Here is a 17,184-nt window from a genome sequence, read left to right as displayed (position 1 = left end):
GGGACTCACGGCGCGCGCGGCGCCACGGACCGGCATAAGGTCGCATCCGTGCGGAAACGGACGGTGACGCCTCTCCTCCCGGCCCTCCCCCCGGCGCCTGCCCCTCCCGCGTCCGTGCTGCCCGTCCTGCCCGTGCTCCTCCTGGTCCTCTCCTTCGGCTGCTTCACCGCCCTGTGCGTGGCGCAGCGAGCCCCGATGGCCGACCTGCTGGTGTACCGGGCCGAGGGCACCGCCGCGGCCCACGGCGGCGACCTGTACGGCTTCACGGTCACCGAGTGGCGGCTCCCGGCGACCTACCCGCCCTTCGCGGCCCTCCTCTTCGTCCCCGCCGCCTGGCTCCCCCCGCCCGTCCTGAAGGCGGCCTCCCTGGCGGGCAACGCGGCGCTGCTCGCCGGCCTGGTCGCCCTCTCCGGCCGCCTGGCCTCCCGCCCGCTGTCCCCGGCCCGGTTGTGCACGGCCACCGCCGCCGCGCTCTGGCTGGAACCGGTGTTCCAGACGGTCCTGTTCGGCCAGGTCAACCTGGCCGTCGCCTGCCTGACCCTGTGGGACCTGACCAGGCCGCCCGGCGCCCGCGCCCGGGGCCTGGCCCTCGGTCTGGCGGCCGGCGTCAAACTCACCCCGGTCCTCTTCCTGGTCTACCTGCTGCTGCGCGGACGCCGGCGGCAGGCGGCCACGGCGGCGGCCGGTCTCGCCGCCACCGTCCTGCTCGGCTTCCTGCTGCTCCCCACCGAGAGCGCCGACTTCTGGACCCGGCGGCTGTACGAGACCGACCGGGTCGGCAAGGCGTGGATCGTGGACAACCAGTCCCTGCGGGGGCTGATCGCGCGGGCCCTGCACGACCCCGCACCGGGCCTCGCCTGGGCGCTGCCGGCGGCGGCGGTCGCGGTGGCGGGCCTCGCGCTGGCCCGCCGTGCCCGCCGGGAGAGCCACGGCGTCCTGCTCACCGCGTTCACGGCCCTGCTGGTCTGCCCGGTCAGCTGGACCCACCACTGGGTATGGTGCGTGCCGCTGCTCGCGGTGCTGACGGCGGAGGGCCGCACCCGTACGGCGGTGCTGGTGACCCTCGTCTTCACCGCCCGCACGATGTGGCTGCTCCCCCACGAGGGCGCCCTGGACCTTGAACTGCCGTGGTGGCAGCAGCCGTTGGCATCCCCGTACGCCCTGCTGCCGCTCCTCTGGCCGTTCCTGTTGCCGCCGGGTGCCGCGCGGGCGGCCTGCCCGGCAGCGCCTAGCCCTCCGCCAGGATCTCGTCCGCGTCCATGATCCGGTACGCGTACCCCTGCTCCGCCAGGAACCGCTGGCGGTGGGCGGCGAAGTCCTGGTCGAGGGTGTCGCGGGCGACGACCGAGTAGAAGTGCGCCTGGTGGCCGTCGGCCTTGGGGCGCAGCACCCGGCCGAGCCGCTGGGCCTCCTCCTGCCGGGAGCCGAACGTCCCCGACACCTGGACGGCGACCGTGGCCTCCGGCAGGTCGATGGAGAAGTTGGCGACCTTCGACACCACCAGCACGCTGATCTCGCCCTGGCGGAAGGCGTCGAAGAGCTTCTCCCGCTGCGCGTTGGAGGTCTCGCCCTTGATGACGGGTGCGTCCAGGTGCTCGCCCAGCTCGTCCAGCTGGTCGATGTACTGGCCGATGACGAGGATCTGCTGCCCCGCGAACCGGCGGACGATCGCCTCCGTGACCTTCCGCTTGGTGGCGGTGGTCGCGCAGAAGCGGTACTTCTCCTCCGCCTCGGCGGTGGCGTACGCCAGCCGCTCGGTGTCGGTGAGGTTGACGCGGACCTCGACGCAGTCGGCGGGCGCGATGTAGCCCTGCGCCTCGATCTCCTTCCAGGGCGCGTCGAACCGCTTCGGCCCGATCAGCGAGAACACGTCCGACTCGCGGCCGTCCTCGCGGACCAGGGTCGCGGTCAGACCCAGGCGCCGTCGCGCCTGGAGGTCGGCGGTGAACTTGAAGACGGGCGCGGGCAGCAGGTGCACCTCGTCGTAGACGATCAGCCCCCAGTCCCGGGAGTCGAACAGCTCCAGGTGCGGGTAGACGCCCTTGCGCCGGGTCGTGAGGACCTGGTAGGTGGCGATGGTGACGGGTCGGATCTCCTTGCGCGTCCCGCTGTACTCGCCGATCTCCTCCTCGGTCAGCGACGTCCGCTTCACCAGCTCGTGCTTCCACTGCCGGGCCGAGACGGTGTTGGTGACGAGGATCAGGGTGGTGGACCGGGCCTGGGCCATCGCCCCGGCCCCGACCAGCGTCTTCCCGGCGCCGCAGGGCAGCACCACGACACCGCTGCCGCCGTGCCAGAAGTTCTCCACGGCCTGCTTCTGGTACGGCCGCAGCGCCCAGCCGTCCTCCAGCAGGTCGATGGGGTGCGCCTCACCGTCGACGTACCCGGCGAGGTCCTCGGCCGGCCAGCCCAGCTTCAGCAGCGTCTGCTTGATCTGCCCCCGCTCCGAGGGGTGCACGGCCACGGTGTCCGCGTCGATGCGGGTGCCGACCAGCGGGGCGATCCGCTTGGACTTCAGCACCTCCTCCAGCACCGGGCGGTCGGTGGTGGTCAGGACGAGGCCGTGCGCGGGGTGCTTGCTCAGGGTGAGGCGGCCGTAGCGGTCCATCGTCTCGGCGATGTCGACGAGCAGCGCGTGCGGCACCGGGTACCGGCTGTACTCCACCAGGGCGTCCACGACCTGCTCGGCGTCGTGCCCCGCGGCGCGCGCGTTCCACAGGCCGAGCGGGGTCACCCGGTAGGTGTGGATGTGCTCGGGTGCCCGCTCCAGCTCGGCGAAGGGCGCGATGGCGCGCCGGCACTCACCGGCCCGCTCGTGGTCGACCTCCAGGAGCAGGGTCTTGTCGGACTGGACGATCAGTGGACCGTTCACGCGCGGCACACCCTTTCCGCAATAGCCAAACGTCCAGTGTGCCTCATCCGGCGGGGTTCCCCCAGGTTCCCCGGGGCCGGTGGCGTCACCGGGGCGGACTCACTCCTCCGCCAGCTCGGCGACCCCCGTGATCCGGTGCAGCGGATACGTCCGCACCTCGTCCGCCGTGTGGTCGTACGCCGTCACGAAGCCGCCCTCCACCCGGATCGGCGCGATGACCCGCTGGCTGGCCGCGCCCTCGGCGTTGACGTAGCCGACCCACACGGAGTCACCGGTCAGGACGGCGGCCTGCATGGTGGCCAGGGTGTCGGCGGAGGACGTGCGGGGCAGCTCGCCGCCCGGCGCGGAGCCGTCGACGGCCTTGCGCGGGGCGGTGGCGGCCAGGTCACCGGCCCGGATCGCGCGGACCGCCGCCGCGAGGAGCGTGGCGTCCGGCGGCGGCGGCCCCTCCGGCACCGGCTCGGGCGCGGCGCGCGGCGGGGTGCGGTGGGCGTGGACGCGGGCGATCAGCACGTCACCCTCGGCGGACTCGGCGGCGGGCGCGTAACCCATGCCGCGCAGCCCCTCCAGCAGCGTCACCGGATCGTTCTGCGAGGCCAGCACGGTCGGGGCGAGGCGGCGCAGGCGCAGACCGGCGGCACGCCTGTCGGCGAGGATCTCGTTCAGCAGGGCGTCGTCGTCGCAGCGGACGTACGCGGAGGCCGCGCCGACCCGCAGGTGGCCGTGTCTGCGGGCCACGTCGTCGATGAGGTAGGCGAGCGGCTGCGGGACCGGGGTGCGGGAGTGCTCGGCGAGGAAGGCGTGCAGGTCGGCGGCGGCCCGGCCGGCGTCCAGGGCGCGGCGCACGGACGCCGGGGTGAACCGGTACACGGTCGCGCCGCCCTTGGACTCCACGTCCGCGAGCACACCCAGCATGTCCGCGAGCGGACGGCGCAGCGGGCCGGGGGCGACCGCGGTCAGGTCCGCCTGGAGCAGCACGTGGTCCAGGGGCTCCGGCAGCAGCGGGGCGAGCAGCCGGGTCGCGGCGGCGGTCGCGACGGCCTGGTCGGTGCCGGAGAGGGGCGCGAGCCGGCCGGCCGGCCGGTGATGGTGCACGGGCAGCTTGTCACCGGGTCCGGCCGGTTCCGCGGCCGCGGCAGCGGACGCGCCGGAAGCGGACGCACCACCGGATGCGGAGGAGCCGGTCACCGGCGGAGCGGCCTCGGGCGCGGCGGGCCGGGCGGCACCGGAGCGGGCGCCGGAACCGGAACCGGCGGGGGGTGCGCCGAGCAGCGCGCGTCCGTGCGCCGACAGGGCGCCCCGCCCGGTCACGCCCAGCAGTTCGGCCTCCGTCAGGGTCCAGCGGGCGAGCCGGGAACGCAGGTCCTCCTCGCCGCCGTCCTTCCCCCACGCGCCGCCGCGCTCGCGCGGGGCGGTGCCCACGGGGCCGCGCAACGGGTGCTCCCAGCGCAGCCGGGACAGCACCGAATCGGCGTCCGGGGCCGCGCCCTGCGGCAGCGCCGCCAGCAGGGCCAGCACGCGGTGCCGCACCTCGGGCGCGGCGGACCGGTCCAGACCCGGGCCGAGCGCCGACAGGGTGCGGTCCTTGGCGTCCCGGCCGCCGATAAGCCCCGGGGTGCGGGTGGCCGTCAGCCAGGCCTGGGCGAGCCGGCCCCAGCGCTCGGCGGGGGGCGCCTGAAGCCACTCGTCGTAGGCGGGCGTGGCCGCGTACCGCTCGTCGGCCTCGCCGTCGGAGGCGATCAGACCGGCCGCGTGGGCCAGCTCGACCCAGAACGCGGCGACCGGCTCCGACACGTCCAGGGCGACGGCGGTCCGCTTCAGGTCGCGGACGCTCAGGCCGCCCGCCCTGAGCACCGCCGGCCCGCCCTCCTCCCAGTCCTTCAGCAGCTCCTCCACGGTGGCCAGGGCGGTGTACGCCTGCCCGGCGGCCGTCGCGTCGACCACCTGCGGGCTGTGCGTCGCGGCCGGTGCCACCGCGGGCGGCAGCGGCTCGGGCGTGCGGTGGGCGCGGCCCTCCCGCAGATGCAGCGCCACCTCGCGGGGCAGGACGACCGTGCCGGGAGCCGTCGGCAGCAGCAGACCGCGGTCCAGCAGCCAGCGCAGGTGCGCGGCCGGATCCGCGGTGACCTGCCCGTACGGCGGCCCCCAGACCAGCCGGGACAGCACCTCGCGGGCGGTCTCCGGCGCCCCGGCGAGCAGCTTCGCCATCTTCTTGCGATGGGTGAACAGCCCGGTCAGCGCGGTCACCGCGGACACCGAGTCATGCGTCGACGCCAGCCCCGCCGTCGTCACGATCTCCTGGATCCGGCCCGGCGACATGCCCGAGGTGGCCTCCTGCACGGTGGGGCCCAGCCCGGTCGGCGAGGGATGCTGCGGGGACGGCGCGAGCAGCTCGCGGGCGGTCCGCACCAGCCGCAGCCGGACGTCGTCGCCCCACACCAGGGCCTGCTCGCGCAGGGTGCCGAGGGCCCGCGGCAGCGCGGCGGCCACCGCCTCGTCCACGGCGTCCCCCGCCATCAGCCCCAGCAGCGTGTCGTACGACGCCGGGTCCGGGGCCACCGCGAGCGCCTCCGCCGTCTGCAACGCGAACCGGTCCAGCCGCTCCAGCGCGCGCAGCACCGAGGCACGCGTACCGGCACGGGTGGCGAGCTGGGTCAGGTCGGTGGGGACGGGGGTGATGAGGTCCGGGCGGCTGCGCAGCAGCGCGGCCAGGGAGGCGTCGTCCCTGGCGCGGAGCGCTTCCGCGAGGGACCGAGGGACTGAGTGGGCCTCGGGGCTCATCCGGCCAACGGTAGCGGACTTCCCCGTGCCGGGGGCGCTGGGAAAGAAGCGGTACGGTCCTCACGGGGTTTCAGTCGGCGTCACCCCGGAGGGGTTTCGTGGGGATCGAGAGCGACCAGGTCGTCTACGAGTATCTGAGCCGCGTCGGGGACGTCGCGCAGCGACGGCAGCTGCCGTCGGCCACCCGCATGCGGCTCGTGTCGGAGCTGCGCAACGAGATCGACCGGTCGCGGGCCAGGGCGACGGTGGACTCGCCCGCCGCCGTCCGCCGCATCCTGGAGCGGCTGGGCACTCCCGACGAGGTCGTCTCGGCGGCGGACGGCACCACCGCCGGGGGGCCGCAGCCGCCGGGCACCGCCGTGCCGGCGCAGCCGTCGGCCCGGGAGGGGGCGCCCGGGCCGGGGCCGCTGGAGAAGGGCGCCCGCGGGCGGTGGGGGCGGGCCGTGCCGCGTCCGCGTGCCGCCGAACCGGCCCCGCCCGCCGCGTCCTCCCCGCCGCATCTCGCGCCCGCGCACGAGCTGGGGGACGGGGCGGCGGCGCCCGACTGGTGGCGGATGAGCGCCGGTGGCCCGTCGGCGGACCTCGACGCGGTGCCGGGGTTCGTCGGCGGGGTGGAGATCCCGGAGCTGCTCAGACGGCCGCCGGAGGCCGCCGGGGCGGACGTCCGGAAGGCCGACGGGGCCGGTGCTCGCAAGGCCGAGGCGGTGGGGGAGAGCGGCGGGGACGGGGAGGGGACCGGAGCCGGCGTCGTGGCCGGGACCGGCCGGCGCCGCCGGCTTCCCCGGCCCGCGGCCGGCTGGTCCAACCCGCTGTTGCTGGTGGGAGCCGCCGCGCTGGTCGCCGGTGCCGTGTTCGGCAACTGGATCCCGCTGCTGCTGGGCTGGCTGATCGCCTACGGCTCCCGGCGGCTGACGCCCGCGGAGACGAAGTGGGCGGTGCTGGTGCTGCCCGGTACGGCGGTCGCCGCCGGGGTGGTGTGGCTGTGGGGGCGCAACGAGGGCCGGTGGGGGGAGCCGATCGCCCAGGGCCACATGAACGACGCCGTCGGGCAGACGTGGCCGTGGGTGGTCAGGGGAGCGGCGGTGGCCACGGCGCTGTACCTGGCGTGGCGCTCGCAGCGGAAGTGACGCCGCCGGGCCGGCGGTGCGATACGGGTGCGTCGCGGTTGCTCGCGCGGTTCCCCGCGTCCCTGTCGGAGCGCGGGGATGCCTGCGGTCTTTCGGCGACCGGCACAATGTGGGGCATGGCTTCCTCATGGACCGTCGGGTTCGACCTGGACATGACCCTCATCGACTCGCGGCCGGGCATCCGTGCCTGTTATCTGGCGCTGGCGGAGCGGACGGGGACGTTCATCGACGCCGATCTGGCGGTGACCCGGCTGGGGCCGCCCCTCGCCGAGGAGCTGATCCACTGGTTCCCGGCCGATCAGGTGCCGGTGGTGGCCGATCTGTACCGGGAGATGTACCCGTCGAAGGCCATCACCGCCACGCCGGCCATGGACGGGGCCCGGGAGGCGATCGACGCGGTCCGCGAGGCCGGTGGCAGGACGATGGTGGTGACGGCGAAGTACGAGCCGAACGCCAAACTGCACCTGGCCCACCTGGGCATCGAGCCGGACGTGGTCGTCGGTGACCTGTGGGCCGAGCAGAAGGCGGTGGCGCTGCGCGAGCACGGCGCGGGCGTGTACGTCGGCGACCACGTCGGCGACGTGCGCGGGGCCCGCACGGCGGGGGCGTTGTCGGTGGCCGTGGCGACCGGCCCGTGCCCGGCCGAGGAGCTGCGCGCGGCCGGGGCGGACGTCGTCCTGGACGACCTGTCGGCGTTTCCGGCGTGGCTCTCCGGCTACCGGGAGGCGTCCTTCGCCTGACGCCGTCCCGCGGCGACGGAGCGCAGGACACCGGCGCCGGCGATGAGGAAGCCGACGGCCATGAGCATGCTCAGGCCGAACATGTAGGTCGGGAAAGGCGTCGCACCGAGCAGCATCGGCGCCACCGTGACCAGGGTGGCCACCGCTCCGACGAAGAAGACGACGGCACCGGCGCGGATCAGTCCGTCACCGGGCGCGGTGGGATTCGGTTGGGTTTTGTCACGCACCGGACCAGGGTAGTTCCTGGCGCGAGAGAACAGCCGAGGGCCGTCTTGTCACCGGCCCGAAGACCATTAGCCTTGGTAGCGGCGGGTCACGGTCGACCCGCTCTGTGCTATCAAGAGCCGTTCCCGAAGCATTCCCCCAACGAGTACGAGGACGAGGACAGACGTGCCTACCGGCAAGGTCAAGTGGTTCAACAGCGAGAAGGGCTTCGGCTTCCTCTCCCGCGACGACGGCGGTGACGTCTTCGTTCATTCCTCTGTTCTCCCCGCCGGAGTCGATGTGCTCAAGCCGGGCCAGCGCGTGGAGTTCGGGGTGGTCGCCGGCCAGCGCGGCGACCAGGCGCTCTCGGTCATCGTGCTCGACCCGACCCCGTCGGTCGCCGCCGCCCAGCGCAAGAAGCCGGACGAGCTGGCCTCGATCGTGCAGGACCTGACGACTCTCCTGGAGAACATCACCCCGCAGCTGGAGAAGGGCCGTTACCCCGACAAGGTCTCCGGCAAGAAGATCGCCGGCCTGCTCCGCGCGGTCGCCGACCAGCTGGACGTCTAGAGAGCCGCCGCCGTCAGGGAAACGCGAGCGCGTCCGGACCGAGGGGCGGTACGAGTCCCTCGGCCGCCGCGCGCGTGAGCAGTCCGCGGACCGCGGCGTAACCGTCCTCGCCGAGGGCGGCGGTGAACTCGTTGACGTACAGCCCGATGTGCTGGTCGGCGACGGCCGGGTCCATCTCCTGGGCGTGTGCCAGGACGTACGGACGGGAGGCCTCCGGGTCGTCCCAGGCGGCCCGCACCGAGGCGCGGACGGACTCGGCGAGCCGGCCGAGCGTCTCGGCGCCCAGCGCGCGCCGGGCGATGATCGCGCCGAGCGGGATCGGCAGCCCGGTGGTCAGCTCCCAGTGCTCGCCCATGTCGGCGAGCTTGTGCAGCCCGTAGTTCTGATAGGTGAAGCGGGCCTCGTGGATGACCAGTCCGGCGTCCACCTTGCCGTCCCGTACGGCCGGCATGATCTCGTGGAACGGCAGGACGACGATCTCGCCGACCCCGCCGGGCAGCGTGTCCGCGGCCCACAGGCGGAACAGCAGGTAGGCGGTGGACTTCTCGCTGGGCACCGCGACCGTGCGTCCGGTGAGGTCGGCGCCCGGCGAGCGGGTGAGGACCAGCGGTCCGCAGCCCCGGCCCAGCGCGCCGCCGCACGGCAGCAGCGCGTACGTGTCGAGGACGTACGGCAGGACGGCGTACGACACCTTCAGCACGTCCGACTCGCCGCGCTCGGCCATGCCGTTGGTGATGTCGATGTCGGCGAAGGTCACGTCCAGCGCGGGGGCGCCGGGGACGCGCCCGTGGGCGAGCGCGTCGAAGACGAAGGTGTCGTTGGGGCAGGGCGAGTACGCGATCTTCAGCGACTCGGGGCTCGGCGACTCGGTGCTCGGCGACGCGGTGCTCGGCGACGCGCTGCTCAGCGGCTCAGTGCTCATGCGGGTTCCAACTCTCCAGTGCGGGCGCCAGCTTCCCGAAGCCCTCGGTGAGGGCGGCGAGGGCGTCGCCGATGCGCCAGGCGGCACGGTCGCGGGGCCCGACGGGGTTGGAGACGGCGCGGATCTCCAGCACGGGCACCCGGTGCGCGGCGGCGGCCTCGGCCACCCCGAACCCCTCCATGCCCTCGGCGAGCGCGCCGGGGTGCCGGGCGCGCAGGGCGGCGGCGCGGGCGGCGGTGCCGGTCACGGTGGAGACGGTCAGAATGGTGCCGGTACGGGCACCGGTGGCCTCCGACACGACTCGTACGAGTGATTCCGGCGGGCGGTGGGTGACGGTTCCGAACCCGAGTTCGGTGACCGGCAGGAAGCCGTCGGCGGTCTCGGCGCCGAGGTCGGCCACGGTGACGGCGTCGGCGACGACGAGGGAGCCGACGGGCGCGCCGGGCGGGAAGCCGCCGCCGATCCCCGCCGAGACCACCAGGCCGTAGGGCCGGCCGGCCAGCGCGGCGGCGGTGAGGGCACCGGCGGTGGACGCGGCGGCGAGCGCCGGGCCGACCCCGGCGGCCAGCAGGTCCCAGCCGGCGGCCGTATGCCACAGCACCGCACCCGGCAGCCGTGTCTCCTCGGCCGCGGGCAGCGCCCGGGCCACCGCGTCCCGCTCGGCGGGGACCGCGGTGGCGACCAGGACCCGTACCGCCGTCGTGATCAGGCCTTCTTCAGCTTGAAGGACCAGACGCCGTCGTTCGACTTGCCGCCCATGCGGATGGACACCGTGTTGGTGTCGCCCTGGGTGCCGTACTGCGTGTTGAAGAAGGCGCTGCTCGGGATCGTCCGGTACGTCTCCTTGCTGGTGTCGGTGAACTGGCGGCCGTTCACCAGGAGGACCCAGCCGGCGTCCGCGATCTTCGGGTCGACGCCGACGCGGACGGTCTCGTCCTGGCCGACCTTGATCGACTCGACGTCGCCGGCCTTCTTGACGCACTTCGCCAGCGACTTGTCGTCGAGGGCCTTGCCGTCGTTGTAGCAGAGAGCCTCGGCGTTGACCGAGCTCCTGCCGACGGTGATCGTCGCGACGGGCGTCGGCTTGTCGCAGGCCGACAGGGCGAGCAGTCCGGCGGAAACGGCGCCGGCGGCGGCGACGGCGCGGCGGCGTCGCACAACGGATTGCAGCGTGGTCATGGCCGAAGGCTATCGGGCGCCCGTGTCCGACCGCCCACGCGGGGTGCGGCGTGCCCGGTTCGTTACGCCGCGCGTGCCCGCGGCCGGGCCTCCGGTACCCGATCGTTACGCCACCTGGGCCCGGGCCCGGGTGCCGTGCCGGGCCGAGGCGAGCAGGCCACGCAGGGTGCTCAGCCAGCCGACGGCCACGAACGCGGCGCCGGTCAGCAGCCCCACCGTGCCGTTGAGCGGCATCACTATGCCGACCGCGCCGCCGAACACCCACGCCATCTGCAGCAGCGTCTCGGAGCGGGCGAACGCCGAGGTCCGCACCGCCTCCGGCACGTCCCGCTGGATCAGCGCGTCGAGCGCCAGCTTGGCCAGCGCCTGCGCGAACCCGGCGACCGCGGCCAGGCAGGCCACCAGGAACGCCCCGAAGAACACGGCGGCGATCACCGCGGCGCCGAGGACCACCGCGACCACGGTCACGATGATGATCTCCGGGGCGCGCGACTTCAGCCACGCCCCCACGGCCGTCCCCAGCGCGTTGCCCGTGCCCGCCGCGACCCCCACCACGCCCAGCGACACCGCCGCGCTCTCCCCCGTCAGCGGGTGCTCACGCAGCAGGAACGCGAGGAAGAAGATCAGGAAGCCGGACAGGCAGCGCAGGCCGGCGTTGGCGCCGAGCGCGTGCGTGACGGCGGGCCCGACGGTCCGCAGTCCCGGCCGCTTCGGCGGGGTGCGGCGCGAGCTGTGCCGGTGCTCCTCGTCGGCCGCCAGCAGCGCCCTGCTCTCGCCCTTGGCCGAGTCGACCGAGGTCGGCAGGGAGAACGACAGGATCGTTCCGCCTACGAAGATCACGAAGGCGCCGTACAACGGCCACGGGTCGCCCATGGCGTGCAGCCCCGCCCCGACCGGCGCGGCGGCACCGGTGGCCAGCAGCCCGGCGAGCGTCACCCGGGAGTTGGCCTTCACCAGCGAGAACCCGCGCGGCAGCAGCCGGGGCACGACGGCGCTTCTGACCACGCCGTACGCCTTCGACGCCACCAGCACGCCCAGCGCCGCCGGATACAGCTCCAGGCTGCCGGTCGCCACCGCGCCCGAGATGATCAGCGCGAGCAGCGCCCGCGCGAGCATCGCCCCGGCCATCGCCGCCCGCCGCCCGTGCGGCAGCCGGTCGAGCAGGGGTCCGATGACGGGGGCGAGCACCGTGAACGGCGCCATCGTGATGGCGAGGTACAGCGCGACCCGCCCGCGTGCCTCGTCGGTGGGCACGGAGAAGAACACGGTCGAGGCGAGCGCGACGGTGATCATCACATCGCCGGCGCCGTTCACCGCGTGCAGTTCGATCAGCTTGCCCAGGCCCGACTCGCCGGCCCCGTGCGCGTGCGTCACCTTGCGGATGCCGCGCGCCGTACCGGTGACCGGTAGGTGCAGGGCACGCCCCATCGAGCGGACGGCACCTCCCACCCGGCCCGAACCGCCGCCCCGATCCTCTACCTTGTCCGCGGCTGCCACGACGTTCATAGTGCCCCGAGATCGGCTTTGATAGTGCCCTCCGTACGCGTGTGGCGGCGTACAAAGCTCTGATCGCGGCCCGCCGGGGCTTCGGAAGGGGGTCCCGCGACCGGCACTCGGCCCCGGCGGGTGGCCGGGTCGGGGAATCGACGAATCCCGCCCGGTGTAGCGTGCCTATCTCAGCCATAACGCAGAATGGATGGCAGAGGTGCGCCCGGGCGCGCGGATGCAGACGTCGATGCGGTCCCCTGGTCCGCTCCGTAGGCGAAACCGCCGGAGGCAGCCGCACTCGATGAGACGGCGTAGGAGAGAAGCGATACCTGTGAGCGCAGCGACCACGCGAAGCCGCACCCCCGACCGCCTGTGCGCCGAGGCCGTCGACCTCGCACGTGCCGCCGCCGAGGAGGCCGCCGCGCCCGGCGTGGTCGGCGAGCACAGCGGCCTGGTGTCCGAGGGCGACCGCGTTGTCACGCACTTCTTCGACTGCGAGGAGCTGGGCTACCGGGGCTGGCGCTGGGCCGTGACGGTGGCCCGCGCCTCCCGCGCCAGGGCCGTCACCCTCGACGAGGTCGTCCTCCTGCCCGGACCCGATGCCCTCCTGGCCCCCGAGTGGGTCCCGTGGAGCGAGCGCCTGCGTCCCGGCGACCTCGGCCCCGGCGACCTGCTCCCCACCGACCAGGACGACCTGCGCCTGGAGCCCGGCTACACCGGCGAGGAGGAGCCGCTGCCCACCGCGGCGGTCTCCGAGGAGATGCGGGAACTGGCCGAGGCGGAGGACGCCGACGTCACCCCCGGCACCCCCGCCGTCCAGCAGGCCGTCCCCGCGCGGGGGACGATCGCGGCCGTCGCCGAGGAACTCGGCATGCGCCGGGCCCGCGTCCTGTCCCGCTACGGCCTGCACAGCGCCGCCGACCGATGGGAAGAGGCCTTCGGTCCCAAGACCCCCATGGCCGAGGCGGCCCCCGCCAGCTGCGTCAGCTGCGGCTTCCTCACCCCCATCGGCGGTTCCCTCGGCCAGGCCTTCGGCGTCTGCGCCAACGAGTTCTCGCCGGCGGACGGCCGCGTGGTCTCCCTCGCCTACGGCTGCGGCGGCCACTCCGAGGCGGCGGTCATGCCCAAGCCCCCGCAGCCGGCCGCGCCGGTCATCGACGAGACCCGCGTCGACCCCTTCCCGCTCCGCCCCGCCCGCGACTCCGGCTCCGTCCCGGACATCGGCGACGACGAGACGGCGGAACTCGGGCACTCCTGATCCGCGGCCGCCGCCGGGCAGCCCCCTGACCGCAGGCACACCTGCGCCCGCGCGGTCTTCCCCGGCGGCGGCCCCGGCGTCGGCAGCGATCCGGCACCAGCCGCATCCGCGACGCCGAGCGGACCGGCGGAGCCGTCCTGGCCGTGGCGCCCGCGGCCCGGACCGACGTCGTCGGGCACGCGGCCGCCGGCTGAACTACCCGCGTGTCAGGGTGGTTTCGTGCGCCGTGCGCAACTCCGCCTCCGCAGTGGTCAGTTCCAGGCGGAGGTGGGCAGCGCGGCCGCGCAGGGTCAGGGTCATGAGCTGGTTGCCGAACCACGGCCCGCCCTGCTTGCGCCAGGTGACCGGAGGCCGGTCACAGCGGCCGTGGCGGGCGAGGAGGCGTCCCAGCAGGCGGGCCGGGGCGCTCCAGCCGAAGCGGAAGCCGACCCGCATCGACCGGGGCACGGAGTTGTGGACGGGTGAGCAGGTGAGCTGGACGACGGGGATGCGGGGTCCGTCGGTCGGCCAGGAGGCCCGGGCGAGGTAGCCGTGGTGCACGTCCCCGGAGAGCACGCACACGCTCGCGGGGGCGTCCGGCGCGGTCCCGGTCTCGGCGATGAGCGCGGCGAGGGAGGCGAAGGAGCGGGGGAAGGCGGCCCAGTGCTCCAGGTCGGCGCGGCGGCGCAGGTACTCGCCGAAGCGGGCCCAGCGCGCCCCGCGTTCCCCGGCGCACAGGGCGGCGTCCCAGTTCTCGGCGTCGTGCACGAGGTGCGGGAGCAGCCAGGGCAGGGACGTGCCGATGAGCAGGTGGTCGTACGACCCGGGGTCGGACAGCACCTGGTCGCGCAGCCAGTCGGCCTCGCCGGGGGTGAGCATGGACCGGCGGTCCTCGTCCAGGACGCGTGCCGCCCGGGAGTCCACCATGACCACCCGGACGCGGCCGAAGTCGCGCCGGTAGCTGAAGCGGACCGCGGCGGGGTCGGCGTCCGCCCGGGTGGCGAGGTCGCGCAGCGCGTCGGTGCCGTCCGGGGTGGCGCGTACGGCGGCGTAGGCGGGGTCCTCGGCCAGTTCGGCGGGGGAGAGGTTGCCGAGGTGCTGGTGGACCCAGTAGGACATCAGGCCGCTGAGGATCCGCTCCTGCCACCAGTCGGTGGCGCGCATGTCGGCGAGCCAGGCGGCGGAGGTGTTCCAGTCGTCCACGATGTCGTGGTCGTCGAAGATCATGAAGCTGGGCACGGTGGACAGCAGCCAGCGGATCTCGGGGTCGAGCCAGGACTCGTGGTAGAGGTGGCAGTACTCCTCGTAGTCGGTGACCTCGCTGCCGGGTGCCTTGTCCAGATCGCGGCGGCCGGCCAGCCAGCGCCGGGTGTCCTCGGAGGTCTCGTCCGCGTACACCTGGTCGCCCAGGAGCAGCAGGACGTCGGGGCGCCGGGCGCCGGGGTCGGCCGCCAGCCGGGTGGCGAGGGTGTCGAGGGCGTCCGGGCCGACCGGGTCGGTGCCGTCGGCCGGGGGCGCCGCCCAGCGGCAGGACCCGAAGGTGACCCGGACGGCGTCGCCGGCTCCGGGTGCCCGGATCACGGAGGGCGGGAAGCGGGAGTCGGGCAGGGGCCACACCGGGGCGTCGTCCAGGAACACCTCGTACGACGGTGAACCGTCCGGCCGCAGCCCGGTGACCGTGACGAGCGCGTAGTGGTGTCCGGCGACCTGGAAGGTGGGGGCCGTGCCGCCCGCACCGTCCGAGCAGCGCACCCGCACCGTGCAGGGCCGGCCCGTCTCGACCCACACGGTCGCGCATGAGCCGTCGGTGTACCTCAGCACTGGTCCCAGAAGCAGTTCCGGCACGTGAGGGCCCTCCGGTCTCGCACTGTACGGATAGGAACGACCGTAGCGACCGTACAGGGCGCCCCCGGCGGCGGTCGGCCCCCGGGGTCAGGTCGTGCGTCTGGGTCCGGTCTTCGCGGGCACGTGGGAGAGGACCGCGACGGGGTCCGGCGGGGTGGCCCCGGCGAGTGGCCAGGCGGGAGAGGCGGTCCATGGCCGAGCACGAGCAGGTGACGGAGACACGGGACACCCACGGCCCGGCGCGGGAGGACGACCTGCTGCGGGGTCTGGAGGTGGACGACCGGCAGCCGGAACGCCCGGTGCTCCTGGGCGCCGGCGGCGGGCCGGTCGAGACCTGGCGGGAGAACCACCCCTACGACAGCAGGCTCGGCCGGCGCGAGTACGAGCGGACCAAGCGGATACTCCAGATAGAGCTGCTCAAACTCCAGCGCTGGGTGAAGGAGACGGGCCGGCGGATCGTCGTGGTCTGCGAGGGCCGGGACGCGGCCGGCAAGGGCGGCACCATCAAGCGGATGACCGAGCGGCTCAACCCCCGCGGGGCCCACGTGGTGGCGCTGGACAAGCCCACCGAGCGCGAGGCGGGACAGTGGTACTTCCAGCGGTACGTGACGCACCTCCCGGCCCGCGGCGAGATCGTCTTCTTCGACCGATCCTGGTACAACCGGGCCGGAGTGGAACGGGTCATGGGCTTCTGCACGGACGCCGAGTACGAGCAGTTCCTCGCGCAGACCCCGATGTTCGAGCGGCTGCTCACCGACGACGGCATCCTGCTGGTGAAGTTCTGGTTCTCGGTGTCCCGCGCCGAGCAGCGCACCCGGTTCGCGATCCGCCAGGTCGACCCGGTGCGCCGCTGGAAGCTCTCGCCCACCGATCTGGCCTCCCTCGACCGCTGGGACGACTACACGGCGGCCAAGGTCGAGATGTTCCGGGCGACGGACACGGCCCACGCGCCCTGGACGGTCGTGAAGAACAACGACAAGCGGCGGGGCCGGCTCGAAGCGATGCGCAGCCTGCTCGACCGCTTCGACTACCTCGCCAAGGACGCCGCGGCGGTAGGCACCCCCGACCCGCTGATCGTCGGTGCGGCGGACACCCTGCTGGAGCCGGGTGAGGAACCCACGGCACTGTCGCCGACACCGCTGGCCGGGCCCGGCAACGGCCCCGGGAACCATCCGGACCCGCGGTGACGGCCGGCCGCTTCCACACCTGAGGAGACGCAGACCATGGGGACGGTGGTCCACGTCCCGCAGACGCGGGACATGATCGGGGAGGAACTCTCCGGCGACGAGGCCTTCACCGCGCTGCGGCGCTACGGAGGCGTACGGCTGCTGCTCGACGCGTTCTCCCGGTTCCGCTACGCCGACGGTTTCACCAACGCGCGGGCCCTCGGCTTCCAGATCGTGCTGGGCATGGTGCCGCTCCTCATCGCGCTGGTCGGCCTCGCCACGGCCGCGCACACGGAGAGCGTGGGGCGCGTCATCGAGCTGACCCTGCGCAGGATCGTGCCGGGGGGCGGCTCGGACGTCATCCAGGACGCGCTGCGCGGCACCCGCCGCACGGCCGGCTCCGACCTGTGGGGCAAGGTCGCGCTCTGCCTGGGCCTGGCGTTCTCCGTCCTCAACCTGGCCTCGGCGATGGGCCAGGTCGAGCGGGGCGCCAACCGCATCTACGGCATCGAACGGGACCGGCCATTCCCCCGCAAGTACGGCAGAGCCGTGCTCCTCGCGTTCGCGGCCGGGGTGCCGATGGTGCTGGGCTTCCTCGTCCTCGTCGCGGGCGAGGCCGTCGGCGCCGCGACGACCGAGGCGCTCGGCCGGTCCGCGCCCCCGGCGTGGTGGGGCGCCCTGGAGGTGCCCGTGGGCACGGCCCTCGCCTGGGTGGCGTCCGCCGTCATCCTGCGCTGGTCGCCGCGCCGGGACCAGCCCGGGTACACCTGGCTGGCGTTCGGTTCCGCCGTCCACCTGGTGCTGTGGGTCGTCGCGACCTGGCTGCTGGCCCTCTACGTCTCCCGCAGCGGCTCCTTCGGCGCCGTGTACGGGCCTCTCACCGCCTTCGTGGCCCTGCTGCTGTGGGCCAACCTGACGGCGGTCGCCCTGTTCCTGGGTATCGCGTTCGCCGCCCAGCTGGAAGCCGCGCGCGCCGGTCTGAGCCGGGCCGTCAACCCCGATCCGGGGCCGGGACCCTGACGCGGAGGCACGGCAGCGCCGAGGGGTGTTCCC

Annotated in this window: 15 protein-coding genes; 7 read left to right on the top strand and 8 right to left on the bottom strand. The window is 74.3% G+C overall.

The genetic code is table 11. From position 1 onward, the window contains the following. Positions 1-63 precede the first annotated feature (63 nt). Positions 64-1,263, top strand: a complete 1,200-nt coding sequence (locus ACGFT1_RS22530; RefSeq protein WP_373910722.1) for a glycosyltransferase 87 family protein — start codon at positions 64-66, stop codon at positions 1,261-1,263. Here the strand turns inward: ACGFT1_RS22530 and ACGFT1_RS22525 are convergent. Together ACGFT1_RS22525 and ACGFT1_RS22520 are read right to left on the bottom strand one after the other, a co-directional pair. After that, positions 1,229-2,872, bottom strand: coding sequence for a DNA repair helicase XPB (locus ACGFT1_RS22525; RefSeq protein WP_373910721.1), 1,644 nt, complete (start codon positions 2,870-2,872; stop codon positions 1,229-1,231). The two genes, ACGFT1_RS22530 and ACGFT1_RS22525, sit on opposite strands and share 35 nt — an antisense overlap. A gap of 99 nt (positions 2,873-2,971) precedes the next feature. Then, positions 2,972-5,653, bottom strand: a complete 2,682-nt coding sequence (locus ACGFT1_RS22520; protein ID WP_373910720.1) for a helicase-associated domain-containing protein — start codon at positions 5,651-5,653, stop codon at positions 2,972-2,974. Positions 5,654-5,751: 98 nt separating this feature from the next. Between ACGFT1_RS22520 and ACGFT1_RS22515 the strand changes: the two genes are divergently transcribed. Together ACGFT1_RS22515 and ACGFT1_RS22510 are read left to right on the top strand one after the other, a co-directional pair. Continuing rightward, positions 5,752-6,780, top strand: coding sequence for a hypothetical protein (locus ACGFT1_RS22515; protein WP_373910719.1), 1,029 nt, complete (start codon positions 5,752-5,754; stop codon positions 6,778-6,780). Positions 6,781-6,887: 107 nt separating this feature from the next. Then, positions 6,888-7,520, top strand: coding sequence for an HAD family hydrolase (locus tag ACGFT1_RS22510; protein WP_373910718.1), 633 nt, complete (start codon positions 6,888-6,890; stop codon positions 7,518-7,520). On the opposite strand, the gene ACGFT1_RS22505 is transcribed toward ACGFT1_RS22510, so the two are convergent. Further along, complete coding sequence (locus tag ACGFT1_RS22505; RefSeq protein ID WP_373910717.1) at positions 7,496-7,747, bottom strand: hypothetical protein; 252 nt, start codon at positions 7,745-7,747, stop codon at positions 7,496-7,498. The genes ACGFT1_RS22510 and ACGFT1_RS22505 overlap by 25 nt on opposite strands. Positions 7,748-7,910: 163 nt before the next feature. Here ACGFT1_RS22505 and ACGFT1_RS22500 point away from each other — a divergent pair, with 163 nt between their 5' ends. After that, positions 7,911-8,294, top strand: a complete 384-nt coding sequence (locus ACGFT1_RS22500) for a cold-shock protein (protein WP_356817891.1) — start codon at positions 7,911-7,913, stop codon at positions 8,292-8,294. A gap of 13 nt (positions 8,295-8,307) precedes the next feature. On the opposite strand, the gene ACGFT1_RS22495 is transcribed toward ACGFT1_RS22500, so the two are convergent. The 4 genes from ACGFT1_RS22495 to ACGFT1_RS22480 all read right to left on the bottom strand — a co-directional run bounded on the left by ACGFT1_RS22495 (position 8,308) and on the right by ACGFT1_RS22480 (position 11,844). Continuing rightward, a complete protein-coding gene (locus ACGFT1_RS22495) occupies positions 8,308-9,135 on the bottom strand; it encodes a 1,4-dihydroxy-6-naphthoate synthase (protein WP_373910764.1) in 828 nt (275 codons plus the stop codon). A 70-nt stretch (positions 9,136-9,205) separates the two neighbouring features. Then, complete coding sequence (locus ACGFT1_RS22490) at positions 9,206-9,949, bottom strand: futalosine hydrolase (protein WP_373910763.1); 744 nt, start codon at positions 9,947-9,949, stop codon at positions 9,206-9,208. Further along, positions 9,922-10,395, bottom strand: a complete 474-nt coding sequence (locus tag ACGFT1_RS22485) for a DUF2771 domain-containing protein (protein ID WP_373910716.1) — start codon at positions 10,393-10,395, stop codon at positions 9,922-9,924. The genes ACGFT1_RS22490 and ACGFT1_RS22485 overlap by 28 nt, the downstream gene beginning before the upstream one ends. A 105-nt stretch (positions 10,396-10,500) precedes the next feature. Continuing rightward, on the bottom strand, positions 10,501-11,844 hold the full coding sequence (locus ACGFT1_RS22480; RefSeq protein ID WP_373910762.1) for an MFS transporter: 1,344 nt from the start codon (positions 11,842-11,844) through the stop codon (positions 10,501-10,503). A 370-nt stretch (positions 11,845-12,214) separates the two neighbouring features. Here ACGFT1_RS22480 and ACGFT1_RS22475 point away from each other — a divergent pair, with 370 nt between their 5' ends. Continuing rightward, positions 12,215-13,141 carry a DUF3027 domain-containing protein gene (locus ACGFT1_RS22475; RefSeq protein ID WP_373910715.1) on the top strand — a complete coding sequence of 309 codons (927 nt, stop codon included), beginning with the start codon at positions 12,215-12,217 and terminating at the stop codon, positions 13,139-13,141. A gap of 195 nt (positions 13,142-13,336) precedes the next feature. On the opposite strand, the gene ACGFT1_RS22470 is transcribed toward ACGFT1_RS22475, so the two are convergent. Further along, positions 13,337-14,965, bottom strand: a complete 1,629-nt coding sequence (locus tag ACGFT1_RS22470; RefSeq protein WP_373910714.1) for an alkaline phosphatase D family protein — start codon at positions 14,963-14,965, stop codon at positions 13,337-13,339. 191 nt (positions 14,966-15,156) lie between these two features. Here ACGFT1_RS22470 and ppk2 point away from each other — a divergent pair, with 191 nt between their 5' ends. Then, a complete protein-coding gene (gene ppk2, locus ACGFT1_RS22465; protein WP_373910713.1) occupies positions 15,157-16,152 on the top strand; it encodes a polyphosphate kinase 2 in 996 nt (331 codons plus the stop codon). Positions 16,153-16,188: 36 nt separating this feature from the next. Beyond that, complete coding sequence (locus ACGFT1_RS22460; protein WP_373910712.1) at positions 16,189-17,151, top strand: YihY/virulence factor BrkB family protein; 963 nt, start codon at positions 16,189-16,191, stop codon at positions 17,149-17,151. Positions 17,152-17,184 lie beyond the last annotated feature (33 nt).

The sequence above is a fragment of the Streptomyces sp. Y20 genome (genome assembly GCF_043195475.1).
GTDB lineage: Bacteria > Actinomycetota > Actinomycetes > Streptomycetales > Streptomycetaceae > Streptomyces.
The sequence above is the reverse complement of the archived record's forward strand: the minus strand, read 5'-3'. Positions and strand labels throughout refer to the sequence as shown.